General features: G+C 72.2%; 14 protein-coding genes. 4 read left to right on the top strand and 10 right to left on the bottom strand.

From position 1 onward, the window contains the following. Positions 1–52 precede the first annotated feature (52 nt). Together ACZ63E_RS32385 and ACZ63E_RS32380 are read right to left on the bottom strand one after the other, a co-directional pair. Positions 53–982, bottom strand: coding sequence for a trypsin-like serine peptidase (locus tag ACZ63E_RS32385; protein WP_465339971.1), 930 nt, complete (start codon positions 980–982; stop codon positions 53–55). Between the two features lie 78 nt (positions 983–1,060). Continuing rightward, on the bottom strand, positions 1,061–1,795 hold the full coding sequence (locus ACZ63E_RS32380; RefSeq protein ID WP_465339970.1) for a TetR family transcriptional regulator: 735 nt from the start codon (positions 1,793–1,795) through the stop codon (positions 1,061–1,063). Between the two features lie 80 nt (positions 1,796–1,875). Between ACZ63E_RS32380 and ACZ63E_RS32375 the strand changes: the two genes are divergently transcribed. Beyond that, complete coding sequence (locus tag ACZ63E_RS32375; protein ID WP_465339969.1) at positions 1,876–2,334, top strand: glycogen operon protein GlgX; 459 nt, start codon at positions 1,876–1,878, stop codon at positions 2,332–2,334. Positions 2,335–2,384: 50 nt separating this feature from the next. Here the strand turns inward: ACZ63E_RS32375 and ACZ63E_RS32370 are convergent, their stop codons facing one another. The 5 genes from ACZ63E_RS32370 to ACZ63E_RS32350 form a co-directional block, all read right to left on the bottom strand. Beyond that, on the bottom strand, positions 2,385–2,705 hold the full coding sequence (locus ACZ63E_RS32370; protein WP_465339967.1) for a hypothetical protein: 321 nt from the start codon (positions 2,703–2,705) through the stop codon (positions 2,385–2,387). 3 nt (positions 2,706–2,708) lie between these two features. Continuing rightward, positions 2,709–3,173: a hypothetical protein gene (locus ACZ63E_RS32365; protein WP_465339965.1), complete on the bottom strand. Its 465-nt coding sequence runs from the start codon at positions 3,171–3,173 to the stop codon at positions 2,709–2,711. Positions 3,174–3,211: 38 nt separating this feature from the next. Then, positions 3,212–4,192: an ArsR/SmtB family transcription factor gene (locus ACZ63E_RS32360; protein WP_465339964.1), complete on the bottom strand. Its 981-nt coding sequence runs from the start codon at positions 4,190–4,192 to the stop codon at positions 3,212–3,214. Between the two features lie 128 nt (positions 4,193–4,320). Further along, entirely contained in the window at positions 4,321–4,707 is a 387-nt protein-coding gene (locus tag ACZ63E_RS32355; RefSeq protein ID WP_465339963.1) for a hypothetical protein, read from the bottom strand. A gap of 84 nt (positions 4,708–4,791) precedes the next feature. Continuing rightward, on the bottom strand, positions 4,792–5,625 hold the full coding sequence (locus tag ACZ63E_RS32350) for an SDR family NAD(P)-dependent oxidoreductase (RefSeq protein WP_465339962.1): 834 nt from the start codon (positions 5,623–5,625) through the stop codon (positions 4,792–4,794). 32 nt (positions 5,626–5,657) lie between these two features. On the opposite strand from ACZ63E_RS32350, the gene ACZ63E_RS32345 reads away from it, so the two are divergent. After that, positions 5,658–6,209, top strand: a complete 552-nt coding sequence (locus tag ACZ63E_RS32345; protein WP_465339960.1) for a TetR/AcrR family transcriptional regulator — start codon at positions 5,658–5,660, stop codon at positions 6,207–6,209. Between the two features lie 3 nt (positions 6,210–6,212). Here ACZ63E_RS32345 and ACZ63E_RS32340 read toward each other — a convergent pair whose 3' ends face one another. Further along, positions 6,213–7,052 (bottom strand): SDR family NAD(P)-dependent oxidoreductase, encoded by an 840-nt coding sequence (locus ACZ63E_RS32340; protein WP_465339959.1) that lies wholly within the window; start codon positions 7,050–7,052, stop codon positions 6,213–6,215. Further along, positions 7,049–8,011, bottom strand: coding sequence for an SDR family NAD(P)-dependent oxidoreductase (locus ACZ63E_RS32335; RefSeq protein ID WP_465339958.1), 963 nt, complete (start codon positions 8,009–8,011; stop codon positions 7,049–7,051). The genes ACZ63E_RS32340 and ACZ63E_RS32335 overlap by 4 nt, the downstream gene beginning before the upstream one ends. Positions 8,012–8,053: 42 nt before the next feature. Between ACZ63E_RS32335 and ACZ63E_RS32330 the strand changes: the two genes are divergently transcribed. After that, positions 8,054–8,974, top strand: a complete 921-nt coding sequence (locus ACZ63E_RS32330; RefSeq protein WP_465339957.1) for a LysR substrate-binding domain-containing protein — start codon at positions 8,054–8,056, stop codon at positions 8,972–8,974. 8 nt (positions 8,975–8,982) lie between these two features. Here the strand turns inward: ACZ63E_RS32330 and ACZ63E_RS32325 are convergent, their stop codons facing one another. Beyond that, the gene (locus ACZ63E_RS32325; protein ID WP_465339956.1) at positions 8,983–10,224 is read right to left on the bottom strand and encodes a prolyl oligopeptidase family serine peptidase; all 1,242 of its coding nucleotides are present in this window, start codon (positions 10,222–10,224) and stop codon (positions 8,983–8,985) included. 213 nt (positions 10,225–10,437) lie between these two features. On the opposite strand from ACZ63E_RS32325, the gene ACZ63E_RS32320 reads away from it, so the two are divergent. Next, positions 10,438–11,892, top strand: a complete 1,455-nt coding sequence (locus tag ACZ63E_RS32320; RefSeq protein ID WP_465339955.1) for an alpha/beta hydrolase — start codon at positions 10,438–10,440, stop codon at positions 11,890–11,892. The last annotated feature ends 684 nt before the right edge of the window (positions 11,893–12,576 follow it).

Below are 12,576 nucleotides of genomic sequence, written 5' to 3'. Positions count from 1 at the left end.
ACCTCCCCTGCTCCCCCAGGTTCGGACCTCCACTATCCCACCGGGTCGCGGCTCAGAGCTCCCCGGCGCGTTCGTAGAGCTTCCGCACCGGATCGGTGAAGGCGGCGCTGGTGAGGTCGAGCGTGACGAGGTCCTCGTTCATCGTGCCGCGGCTGGTGACGCCGAAGAGGGTGCCCGTGCCGGTGGCGGGGTCAAAGTCCCGCAGCCACGGGCCGCCGCTGGCGCCGCCGGCGAGGTCGCAGCCGGTCTTCCACACCGAGCTCACCGAGTTGGCCTCGAAGGTGGCGGGCCGGGCGCAGGAGACCAGCGCCTCGCCGCCGGCCAGCTTCGAGACGGGGTACCCGAGGAGGGTTGTGTCCACAGGGGACGGTGGCTGCGCGAAGGAGACGTCCTGCGTGCCCGCGACGTCGGCGGCGTGCCGGCCGCCGACCGGGTCCAGGGCCAGCACCGCGTCGTCGTCGGTGCCGCTGGTGGGGCCCGAGTAGGTGGCCGACCAGGCGAAGGCCCGGACCGGGAACACCCCGTGCGGCGCCTTCCCGTGGTCGTAACCGGGCACGAACACGACGTTGACGATCTTGATCGGGTTGTCGAAGCGGTCCAGGCCGCCGTTGACGCAGTGCCCGGCGGTGAGCGCGACGTCCTTGCTGGAGCTGGGAACCACGGTCGCGGTGCAGGACTCGTCGACGCCGGGCTCGGCAGTGAAGAACAGCCGGCCGACCCCCGCGGGCACCGGGCCGGTCCACTCGCGGCCGATCTTTTCCGCTGGAGGCAGGGAGTCGTCGCCGGCCCACTGCCGCATCCGTTCCGGTGTCCAATGGGCCAGCGCCGCGGCGCGGTCGGCCTCGCTCACACGGGTCACGACCTGGTCGTCGGCGGCCGCGGTCGCCGGGGCGGCCGCCACCGCCATCGCGGCGCCGGCCACCGCCAGCAGGGTGACGGCCCGGGCAAGGGCGCGGCGCGGCTTCGTCGAGTTCGGGCTCATGTCCGGGGGACGCCCGCTCGTCGCCGGGGTTGCCCGCCGGCCGGGTGATCTTGCCACTATGGCACTGAGTGCCAGAGGTCAGCTCGTCCGGTCGCCGTGCAGCGCCGCGCTGAGCTGGGCGACGACCTCGCGCAGGGGCGTCGCCGTGGTCATCACCGCGACCACGGTGCCCTCCTCGCCGGTTTTGGGTGCCCGGAACGCTTCCATGACCAGCGCGAACGCCTCGGCGGCGGCGGCCGTGATGTCGTCCCGGCCCCCGGCGCGCAGCCAGCGCCGGAGCACGTGGTTGTTGGCGGCGGCGATCGCGGCCGCGGCGACGGCGGCGCGCAGGCTCGCCGCCTCGTCACCGGCCGCTTCGAAGCGGGCCTGCAGGTAGCGCGCGAGCACCCGCTGGTAGCGGTCGACGGTCGCGACCTCCTTGTCCCGCAACGAAGGAACCGTCCGGGTCAGCGCGAACCGCTTGAGCGACACGTCGAGCTCGGCGGCGTAGGAGCCGAGCACCAGCCCGACCGCGTCGCAGGCCACCTCCACCGGGTCGCGCGCCGGGTCCGCGGCGGCGAACGCCTCCTCCATCTCCGCCACGATCTCGTCGTGGTTGGCGAAGAGCACGTCGTCCTTGGTGTCGAAGTACCGGAAGAAGGTGCGGCGCCCCACCCCGGCGGCGGCCGCGATCTCGTCGACCGTGGTGGCCTCGTAACCGTGGGCGGCGAAGAGGTCCACGGCCGCGGCGGCGAGCTCCCGGCGCAGCCGCCGGCGCCCCGCCGGCGTCGCCCCGGCCCGGGTGGCCGGCACGCGGCGAGGGGTATCGGTCATCCCCGGACGGTAGCAGCCGGGCTTGCTAGCGGCACTCAGTGCCGTTACGCTGGTTCCCACCCCAGCGGAAGGCGCCGACGATGTCGCTCGACCAGCAGCTCGACCCGGCCGTGAGCCACCCCGTGGACTACGACCGGGTCAACGCCTACTACAGCCGTCTCTTCGGCTGGTCGGTGAAGTGGCGTGGCCCGCGCCCGTTCCTGGCGCTGGAAAACGGGATCTGCGCGGTGACGATGCCGAAGCTGGGCACCGGACCGCTCCTCGACCGCCTCGCCGCCAACGGCTGCGAAGGCCCGGTCCTGGCCTGGGCGACCCAGCGCGGCCGGCGGGTGGCGCTGCTCGCGGAGATCGACGGGCTCGTGCCCGCCCGCGAGACGCTGCCCCAGGCTGTCGAGGTGCTGGCGTGGGGCGCGCTGCTCCCCCTGCCGACTGGCTCCCAGCGCACGGACGCGGCCACGGAGTGGCTCAAGGCGCCGGATCCCCACCAGCGCTGGCTCCCGAGCCTGGACGCGGTCCTCGCGGCGGCACGACCCGTCTAGCCGTTCCGGCGAGGCGCCTGGGTGTCCGGGCGCCTCGCCGGATCAGCCGGTCACTTCTGGTCGACGAAGCACGCCTGCGGTGACCACCCGCGGACCTGGTCGTCGGCGGAGATCAGGCGGATCCAGCCGTTGCCGTCGGAAACGCCGCACGCCGTGTAGCGGCGACCGAGGTCGATGTCTTCCGCGCAGCGGACCAGATCGCCTTTTTCGACGTGGCCGATGACCCGGTAGCTCTTCCAGCCGCTGTAGACGTTGGCGGGGTGGTTCGCGACCACAAAAATGCTGCCGGCGCACCGCGCCAAGGCTCTCGGCACGGCGGCCGACGCGGGCGAAGCGACGACGACGGTCGTCGCGAGCGCAGCGTTTGTCATCGGTCAGACATTCGGGGAAAGGTCGAGCCCGTGGGTGGCCGTGCCTTCGTAGACGGTCCCACCGGAAAACACCCGGCCGTTGTTGACGAGGGTCTTTCCGAAGCAGACCGACCACGAGTTCGCGGCCACGCCCGACGGGCGGCACGCCCAGGAGCCGAGAGGGTGGTAGGACGCGGCGGTGTAGAGCTGCGCGTCCACGTCCGCGCGGTAGGCGGTGGTCCGGTTGTTGCGCAGGATCACCGCCGACTGGACGCTCCGCCCGTCCGTCGACCTGATCGCGCAGGACTGCGCCTTGATGCCCGCGCTGATGTCCGAGGTCGAACCGCACTTCCACGTGCTGGTGATCGGGTTGGTGTTGCCGTAGGGACGCCAGGTGCCGTCATAAGGGGCGGCCGAGGCGGTTCCGGCGGTCGCCAGCACCGCCGTGGCGGCCAGGGTCAGTCCCGCGGCAATTCGTGAAAAGGGCATATCGATCCTCTCTGTGGTTTTCCGGTTTTCCGGGTGAATCAGCGCGCTTCGCCGATTTCGCCGCTCGCGGCGGCGATCGACGAACCGAGTGTGGTGCGCCGGTAGAGCACACTGCGGCCCTCCCGGGCCGCGGTGACCAAGCCGTTGCGGCGCAACGTGGACAGGTGTGTGCTGGTCCCGCCCGGGCTGGCGCCGAGCAGCCGGGCGAGCTGGCTGGTCGACCGGGGAACCGCGAGCTCACGCAGGATCCGCGCCCGCGTCGACCCGATCAGCGCGGCCAGTGCGTCTTCACCACGGCCGGCCGAACCGACGTCCAGCCACGCCCGGCCGATCTCGCGCACGGGGTAGTGCAGCTGGACGGTGTCCGGCGAGCGGTTGACCACCACCAGCCGCGGCCACGCGAACACCGACGGCACCAGCGTGATCGACGCCTCCGCCACCCCGGCGCAGGCGTGGTGTCCCTTCGCGATGATCAGCCGCGCGCCGTCGACGCGGATTTCGGGGTGCAGGCCGGTGAACACGCCGTAGAGACCGTCACGCAACGCGCATTGGGCACGGTGGGCGATCTCGGCGTCGAGCGCGGCACGCAGGTGCGGCCGGACCGGCACCAGCACCCGGTCGGCGTAGGACCGCAGCGCCCGCACCAACCGCACCCGGCCGTTCTCGCCGTGCAGCGGCTCCGGAACGGGCTCGGACGCCCACACCTGCGCCAGTTCGGCCTCGTACTGAGCCAAGGGCAGCGAGGCGAGCCCGGCGAGCTGGTCGTCCAGGGAGACCCCGGGATCCGCGTCGGCCGGGTAGAGGAAGTCGGGGGCCAGGCCGCTGTCGGGGACGGCCAGCCGCAGCAAGCGCAGGTCGTCCGCCGCGACCTGCCCGGGCACGTGCCGCAGCCACGGCCGCAGCAGCGGCGCGGAGCCGGGGTCCCCGAGCGCCCGCAGGCTGCAGGCGACCTCCCCGAGCGGCGAGTACCCCAGCCGCGTAGCCCCCAGCGCGTCGACGCTCAGCCCGAATTCGATCACGGATCCGCCCCCTCAGGCCGCGGCCGCCCCCTGCGACCACAGAGAACAGCATGCAGGCGGAGGAGCCCGGAACCAAAGGATTCAGGGACGGCTGAATCTCTTCGGCGCCGGGCTTGCCCGGTTCCGCCCTATTTGCAGCGGGAACCGCCGTCCGAGGAGTACCACGAGGGATACGGGGCCACCGTGGCGTAGGTGATCTTGAGGCACGCGTTCTCGCTGACGGCCAGCTTGGCGACGTGGTTCGCCACGGCGTAACTGACCGCACAAGCGGCGCTGCCCGGGAACGGGATGAAGCCGCACGCGGTGCCGGGCAGGGCGCTGGTCGAAATGGTGCGCGTCTGGCTCCTGGTGAAGACGAAGCTGCACCGAAGGAAACCGCATTCGAACTGACCGGCCACCGAGTCCGGTCCCCGCGTGTCGACCGGGCTCGCCGTGGCGCCGGGGGCCGCGACAGCGGTGCCTCCCAGCATCGCGCCACCGATCATCACGCCGGCGCAGAATCGTCGCAGCTGCATGGTTTCCTCCCGAGGTGTGCGGATGTTGATCACTCAGGAGGTTCACACGCATCACCGAGCCACGGTTTACCGCGCCCGGCCGAATCACTCGATCGAGGCCGGCCGGTCCGCACTGCGGCTGAAGGTCTCCCACGCGGTCAGCTCGGCCAGCCGGGCCTGCTCGGCCTCGAGAATCCGATCGAACGCCGCTCCCCCGAGCGGCACCCGCAGCGGAGGCGCGTCGAGCCCGATGACGTCGAGCACAAAACGGGCGGCCGCCGCGGCGGAAGTTCCCGCCGAAGCACCCTCGGCGTAGGCCGCCGCGAGCGGCGCGACCAAGTCCGCGTAAGGCGCGCTCGCCACCGGGATTCCCATCGACGACGCCAGCGAAGTGGCCATCCGGCCGGGCTCGACGATCGTCACCCGGATCCCGAACCCCTCGGTCTCCTTCGCCACGGCTTCGAGAAACCCCTCGGCGGCGAACTTCGCCGTCACGTACGGGCCCAGCCCCGGCGCCGGTGCCAGCCGGCCGCTCACCGACGAGATCTGCACAAAGTGCCCGCGGCCCGCCCCGCGCAGCAGCGGCAGCGCCGCCTCGACGACGTGGACGACACCCCAGAGGTTCGTCTCCACGACCGCCCGCACCGACGCCAGATCGGCGTCCTCGATGCTCACGATGTCCGAGTACCCGGCGTTGGTGACCACCACGTCCGGCACCCCGAAACGCCTGGTCACGACGGCCAGCGCATCCTCGGCCGCCGCCGGGTCCGTAACGTCGAGGGCCAGCGCCTCGGCCGTCGAGGGGTACGCGGCGGCCAGGTCGGCGACCGACGCGGGGTCGCGGGCGGTGAGCGCCACCTGGTGCCCGGCGTCGAGGGCCACCTCGCCGATCGCGCGGCCCAGGCCGCGGGACGCGCCGGTCACGAAGATCGTCTTCACTGCCACCTCCTGAACACGTGTTCAATGGCGAGATGGTCACCCGGAACCTCCGCGCCGAGCTGGTCGCCGCCGCCGTGGCGAAGCTGGCCGAACCGCAGGCCCTCGCCGTGCCCTCCCTGCGGTCCATCGCCCGCGAGTGCGGGGTCGCGCCGTCCGCGGTGTACTGGCACTTCCCCGCGGAAGCCGACCTGCGCTCGGCGATCCTCGACGCCGTGTACACCGACCTCGTCGAGCACATCGAAGCGGCGATCACCGCCACGCCGGAACAGGCGGACCGCCTGGTGACGGCCGGCCAAGCCTACGTCCGCTGGGGCCTGGCCCACCCCGGCGCGTACCAGCTGCTCTTCGAAAGCGGCGACCCCGTCCCGGAAACCCGGGCGCCCACCGGCCCGCGGCTGCAGAACCGGATCGTCGAGCTCGTCGCGGCGGCCGACCCGGAGACGCCGTTCAGCTCGGCGCTCCTCCTGTGGTCGGCCTACCACGGCCTCGTGTCGCTGCGCCTGCACAAACCGCACTGGGACTGGGGAACCACCGCCGACGACGCGGCCGCCCGCATCATCACCGCGCTGGTGAAGAGCTTCTAGCCGTCACCGCCACGGGGCCCAGGGCACCACCTCGCCGTCGCGGACAAGCTCGCCGTAGTGCGCCGGGTCGACCGGCCCGGACACGAGGTCCAGCAGGGTTTCCGCGGCTTGGGCGGGACTCGGCGCGTCGCTCACGTCCCACCACAGCGCGGACGTCGGGGTGTTCATCATGCCCGGGCAGACAGCGGCGAGGAGGATGTCCCGCGCGAGGTCGTCGTCGCGCCGGCCGGCGGCGAGGGCGCGCACGGCCGCGACCTGGCCGATCTTGGACGGGATGTTGACGAACCCGGGCCAGTCGCCGCCGCGGGCGCTGCCGTCGGCGACCGCGTCACGCCAGGCGGCCACCTGCTTGTCGACCTCGTCCAAAGAGGACAGACCGTCGAACCGGTCGTGCAGGGCGGGCGCGAGGTGGTTCAGCGTGCCGTACGAGCTGGCGACGACGAGGAACCGGCCGCCGTCCTGCAGCAGCGGCGCGAACGCCCGCAACAGCCGGGTGGTGCCGAAGTTGTTGACCTCGGCGTAGGCACCGACGACCGCGCGCGGATCGTCGTCGGGACCGACCCGCATGACGGCGTTGCCGAACACGACGTCGACACCGCCGTGCCGCTCCCCCAGCTGCGCGGCGAACCGGTCGGTGGCGTGGGGGTCGGCGACGTCGAGGACCTCGCCGCGCACCCGGGCACCGCCCGCAGCAAGGGCTTCGACGGACTGTGCGACCCTCCCGGCGTCACGGCCGGTCAGGTAGACGGTGTCCTCAGTGGACAGCCGGGCGGCGAGCCCTTCGACGAGGGCGAGACCCAGGCCCTGGGTGGCGCCGGTGACAAGGGCGACTTTGCCGGTCATGCGATTCCTTTGGCGAGCAGGGTTTCCGACAGGGTCCAGAGACGCTCGGCGCCTTCGGGGTCGAGCGCGTACCGGGCGACGCCGTGCAGCGGCGCCGCTTCGCCGCGGCGGTCGATGGTCTCGGTCTCGTTGCAGTCGGCGAAGTAGCGGCCGCCGACGCCGTCGAGCAAGGGTGACGTCGCGAGCAGGACCGACGTCGCCGCGCCCTGCTCCGGCGTCTTGATCAGCTCGGGCGGGACCTTGCCACTGCCGCGGCCACCGGTGTGGCGCTGGAGGTTCGTGTAGATCGCGCCGGGCATCAGCGCGTTCGCGGTGATGCCGTCACGGGCCCAGCGGCGCGTCGCTTCGACGGCGAAGAGCACGTTCGCGGTCTTGGACTGGCCGTACGCGAGCCACGGATCGTAAGGCCGGAAGGCGAAGTGGACGTCGTCGAAGACCACCGGCGACTGCTGGTGGCCGGTGGAGCTGACCACCACGATCCGGGCGGCGCCGTCGGCGGCCAGCGCCGCGTGCAGGCCGGTGGCCAGGGCGAAGTGCCCCAGGTGGTTGGTGGCGAACTGCCACTCCCAGCCCTGCGGCGTGTACTTCTCGGGGGTGGCCATCACTCCGGCGTTGGCGATCAGGACGTGCAGCGGACCGTCCCAGGCGGTGGTGAACGCGTCGACCGACGCCGGGTCGGTGAGGTCCAGCGGCGCCACGCGCACCGCGGCGCCGGTCGTCGCGGTGATGTCCGCGGCCGCGCGATCGCCCGCCTCGACGTCGCGGACTGCCAGGGTCACCTCGGCGCCGGTGGCGGCCAGGGCGCGTGCGGTCTCGACACCGAGGCCGGAGGACGCGCCGGTCACCACGGCCCGCCAGCCGGTCAGGTCGGCGCCCGCGGCGACCTCCGCGGCGGTGCTGCGGAATCCGAACGGGTCTTGATCAGGTCCATGACTCCACGCTAGGTCCGGTCCGACCATGCCGAAAGCGAAAGATCCGCACACCTGGTATGCAGTTATGTCATGGCCTTCACCGATGCGTCGCTGACCGCGCTGCGGGTGTTCCGCGAGGTCGCCGAGCGCGGCACGCTCACCGCCGCGGCCGCCGCGCTGGGCTACACCCAGTCCGCAGTCTCGCGGCAGATCGTGTCCCTGGAACGCGCGGCCGGCGCGCCGTTGCTGGAGCGGCGCCACGACGGCGTGCGGCTCACCTCGGCCGGGCGGATCGTGGTGCGCCGCGCCGCCGACGTGCTCGACCAGCTGGACGCGACCGCCCGCGAGCTCGCCGGGCTGCCCGCGGAGGAGGGCACGGTCCGGCTGGGCTGGTTCCCGACCGCCGGCGCCTCCCTGCTGCCGCGGGCCCTGGCCGCGCTGCGGCGCACCCACCCGGCGATCACGGTGCTCAGCCGCGAAGGCGGCACCCCGGCGCTGGTCCGTGCCCTGCGCGCCGGGACCGTCGACCTGGCCCTGCTGGCTTCGGCGCCGCCGTTCCGCCCACCGGACACCGAGACCCCGGCGCTGGCCCTGCACACGCTGACCGAGCGCAGCCTGCACATGGCGGTGCCGGCGAACCACCCGCTGGCCCGCCGCGACTTCATCGACGTCGCCGACCTGCGCGGGCAGCGCTGGATAGCGGGTTCGGGCGACGACCGCGTGCTGGGCGTGTGGCCGGGGCTCGACGAACGCCCCGAGATCGCCCACACGGCCCGCGACTGGCTGGCCAAGCTCCACCTGGTCGCGGCCGGCTGCGGCATCACGACGGTGCCGGGCGCGCTCGACCCGGTGGTGCCGCCTGGCGTGCGAGTGCTGCCGGTCCACGGCGGCCCGGGAGAGCAGCGCCGCATCGTGCTCGCCCACCTGCCACGGCCCCTCTCGGACGCGGCCGCGCGTGTTGTCGCCGCGTTGCGCGTCGCGGCGTCGGAGGCGGTCGCCCAGGCGCAGTGACTGTCCGGCTAGCGGCGCTTGCGCGACATCCACTGCCAGACATGGGTCCCGCCGACGCTCGGGTCGTTGCGGGCCACGTAGATCCACGACCAGTGCCCCGGGAACTGGTGGCTGTTCCGGACGACGTGGTCGTAAAGCGTCAGCTCCGACCGCGGGATCAGGTCGTGCGCGTGGACGCTGTTGGCCTGGGGATCCACCGTGTCGTCGTCGCGGGAGGCCACCAGCCACGTCGGGGTCCGGATCGCGGCCAGCTCGGCGTCGGGCACCAGCGGCGGGTCACCTTCCTCACGGCCGGCGACGACTCCGCAGATCGGGATCGACGCGGCGAACGTGCCCGGGTAGACCGTGGTCATCTTCAGGCTCATGTACCCGCCGTTGCTGCAGCCGACGACGTACACCCGCGACGGGTCGACCAGCCGCGTGCGGAGGAGGTCCCCGACGATTTCCCGGATGAGCGGGGCGAAACGCGGGCCGTCGTCCATCCAGGCGGCCGTGCACTGCGGCGCGACGACGTAGGCGCCGTCGAAGATCTTTTGCGCATCTCGAGTGGCGAAGCCCAGTGCGCCGCGGTTGGCGCGCAGGGTCGTCTCGTTGTCGTAGTAGTTGTCGGGCAGCGAAGCGCCTTCGCCGCCGCCGTGCAGCCAGACGATCAAGGGGCGCCTGCCGTGGCGCTCCGGCGGCGAGTACAGCCGGTACTTCATGCCGGAACGTGAGGCGTGGTAGGTGAAAGCGTCGACTTCGGGGTTGGCCAGGCGGCCTTGCGTGAACCCGGTGAACGAGATCGGCCGGCCGTGGCGCTGCCGGATCGGCGTGTTCTGGGTGATGGTGTAGACCAGGTCTAGCCGGACGTTGCGGCTCTTGCTGTTGATGTAACCGAGGGTTCCGCCGCCGGTTTCGCCTTCGCCGTGCCGCAGTTCGAGCACGATGTTCCCACGGCGGTCGAGCCGCACGGCCGTCACGGGCCGGTCGAGGTCGTAGCCGATGTCCTGGCCGCCGGTGCCGATCGGGCTGGTGGCCTTGGCGTGCACGCCGAACGTGCCGGTGGTGAGGCTCGCGGGGTCGATCGGCCCGGCGCGGGACGTGTCGAGCGTGACCGACGTGACCTGCTCGCCGCCGTCGAGCGTTTCCGCGTCGAGGGTGAACCCGACGCGGCCGGTTCCGGCGGCGTGGGCCAGGCCGGGCACCGCGAGGCCGACGGTGGCTCCCGCGCCGGCGACCAGCGCGGCGCGACGGCCGAACACCTTGTCCATGCGAACTCCTTCGTCCGTGGATCTCCCTGTCGAACGGTAGTTCTCCGGCCGCGACGATTCGAGGTTCTGTCGGAGGAACTCGGGCCGATTTCTGTGTCTAGTCCCTTTGGCCGATACGAAACTGCTCCGAAACCATTCGCGCGATCGATGTCCGCCCGAGCCCCGATCACCAAGATGGAAAGCGTTCACCGCCCGCAGCCAGGAGAGGTTCGCATGAGGAAGACGTGGTCGATCGTGCTCGCGATCGGCGTGGTGGGGGCCGGAATACTCGCGGGAGTGCCGGCGGGGGCGTCGCCGGGCGGGGTGCGGTGGGGCCCCTGCCCGGCCGATGCCACGGCGCCCGGCCTGGAGTGCTCGACGATCAAGGTTCCGCTGGACCACGCAGATCCCGGCGGCCGGCAGATCGACGTCGCGATCTCCCGGCTGGCGAGCAAGCACCTGGAGCAGCGGCGCGGCGTGCTGCTGACCAACCCGGGCGGCCCGTCGGCCGGGTTGAAGTTCCCTGCCGAACTGGCGGCGGCGAAGCTGCCGCAAAGCGTGCTGGACAGCTACGACCTGATCGGGTTCGACCCGCGCGGGTTCGGGCACAGCACCCCGGTCACGTGCAACCTGACACCGGAGCAGCAAGCGGTCGGCAACGTTCCGCCGTACGCGCGCAACGCCGCCGACGTGACGAAGCGGGCCGAGCAGTCCCAGGCCATCGCTCGCCAGTGCGCGGCTTCGAAGACCGCGTGGATGCTGCCGCACGTCAGCACCGCCGACGTCGCCCGCGACATGGACCGCATCCGCGTCGCGCTGGGCCAGCAGAAGATCTCCTTTGCCGGCTACTCGTGGGGCACCTACCTCGGCGCGGTCTACACCACCCTGTTCCCGCAGCGCGGCGACCGGATCGTGCTCGACAGCAACGTGCACCCGACCGGGTGGGACTTCGCGAACGACCGGCTCTACGCCCAGGGCTTCGACGACCGGTTCCCGGACTTCGCGAAGTTCGCCGCCGCCCAGGACAGCACCTACCACCTGGGCAGCACACCCTCGCAGGTCACCGCGAAGTACTTCGAGCTGGCCGCCCGGCTCGACAAGACGCCCGCCCAGGGCATCGACGGCCCGTCGTTCCGCATGGCCACCTACGGTTTCCTCTTCAGCAACGCCGGAATGCCGCTCGTGGCCCAGATCTGGCAGGCGCTCGACACGGGCACCCCACTCCCCCCGCTGCCCGGCGACGGCACCACCCCCGACGCGGACAACGTGATTTCCGGCCGCTACTACACCATCTGCGCCGACTCACGGTGGCCGAGGTCGGTGGCCACCTACCAGGCCGCGGTCGCGGTCGACCGCCTCCGCCACCCGATGTTCGGCGCGGCAGGGGCCAACGTCCAGCCCTGCGCATTCTGGCCGGAACCCACCGAAGCACCGGTCCGCATCGGCAACCAGGGTCCATCAAACGTGTTGATGCTGCAGAACCAGCGCGACCCGGCAACACCCCTGGCAGGCGCAGTCCAGCTGCGGCAGGCATTCGGCGACCGAGCCCGAATGGTCACGGTCGACGCGGGAGGCCACGGGGTCTACCCGTACGTGGCAAACGAATGCGCCAACACCGCGGCGACGGCCTACCTGACCACGGGCCGCTTCCCAGACCACGACCTGGCTTGCGCGGCCAAACCTCAGTGAGCACGCCGGCGGCGGGGTGCCGGATGGTCGGTGCCCCGCCTCCGGCCGTCACCTCGACCTCCCAGCTTCCGCCGGGCAGGAAGCCGCTGGTGGCGCAGCGAATCACCGAACTCCCACCACCACGACCCTCGATTAGCAGCTCATCGGCGACCTTCCACCGCCCAGCGCGGGTCGCCGCCGGCAGCAGGTGCTGCTGGCCCGGCACCCCACCACCGACCATCGCCTCTCCCCCAGCCATCGCCAGACAGGAACCGCCGGTAACGCAACGAATCAGCGAGCTCCCACCACCAAATCCCTCGACAAGGAACTCCTCAGCGACCTTCCGCCTGTCCACCTCCGAGTCGCCGCCGGCGGCAGGCGCTGCTGGCCCAGCACCCCACCACCGGCCACCGCCCCGGGAACTCCTCGGCGACCTTCCGCCCGCCCAGCTCCGAGTCGCCGCCGGCGACAAGGTGCCGAGTGGTCCCGCACCCCGCCACGGGCCCGAACCGTTCCCAGCCATCACCGAGCAGGAAACCGCCGGTGACACACCAGATCACCGAACTCCCATCACCACGACCCTCGATTAGCAGCTCATCGGCGACCTTCCACCGCCCAGCGCGGGTCGCCGCCGGCGGCAGGCGCTGCTGGCCCGGCACCCCACCACCGGCCACCGCCCCGGGAACTCCTCGGCGACCTTCCGCC

This window comes from Amycolatopsis sp. NPDC104819 (genome assembly GCF_055583145.1).
The sequence above is the reverse complement of the archived record's forward strand: the minus strand, read 5'-3'. Positions and strand labels throughout refer to the sequence as shown.

Excerpts from the sequence above, each read along its gene's own strand:
- ACZ63E_RS32355 (WP_465339963.1), bottom strand. The coding sequence starts at position 4,707 with ATGCAGCTGCGACGATTCTGCGCCGGCGTGATGATCGGTGGCGCGATG.
- ACZ63E_RS32345 (WP_465339960.1), top strand. The coding sequence starts at position 5,658 with ATGGTCACCCGGAACCTCCGCGCCGAGCTGGTCGCCGCCGCCGTGGCG.
- ACZ63E_RS32320 (WP_465339955.1), top strand. The coding sequence starts at position 10,438 with ATGAGGAAGACGTGGTCGATCGTGCTCGCGATCGGCGTGGTGGGGGCC.
- ACZ63E_RS32340 (WP_465339959.1), bottom strand. The coding sequence starts at position 7,052 with ATGACCGGCAAAGTCGCCCTTGTCACCGGCGCCACCCAGGGCCTGGGT.
- ACZ63E_RS32325 (WP_465339956.1), bottom strand. The coding sequence starts at position 10,224 with ATGGACAAGGTGTTCGGCCGTCGCGCCGCGCTGGTCGCCGGCGCGGGA.
- ACZ63E_RS32365 (WP_465339965.1), bottom strand. The coding sequence starts at position 3,173 with ATGCCCTTTTCACGAATTGCCGCGGGACTGACCCTGGCCGCCACGGCG.
- ACZ63E_RS32330 (WP_465339957.1), top strand. The coding sequence starts at position 8,054 with ATGGCCTTCACCGATGCGTCGCTGACCGCGCTGCGGGTGTTCCGCGAG.
- ACZ63E_RS32375 (WP_465339969.1), top strand. The coding sequence starts at position 1,876 with ATGTCGCTCGACCAGCAGCTCGACCCGGCCGTGAGCCACCCCGTGGAC.
- ACZ63E_RS32385 (WP_465339971.1), bottom strand. The coding sequence starts at position 982 with ATGAGCCCGAACTCGACGAAGCCGCGCCGCGCCCTTGCCCGGGCCGTC.
- ACZ63E_RS32370 (WP_465339967.1), bottom strand. The coding sequence starts at position 2,705 with ATGACAAACGCTGCGCTCGCGACGACCGTCGTCGTCGCTTCGCCCGCG.
- ACZ63E_RS32335 (WP_465339958.1), bottom strand. The coding sequence starts at position 8,011 with ATGGTCGGACCGGACCTAGCGTGGAGTCATGGACCTGATCAAGACCCG.
- ACZ63E_RS32380 (WP_465339970.1), bottom strand. The coding sequence starts at position 1,795 with ATGACCGATACCCCTCGCCGCGTGCCGGCCACCCGGGCCGGGGCGACG.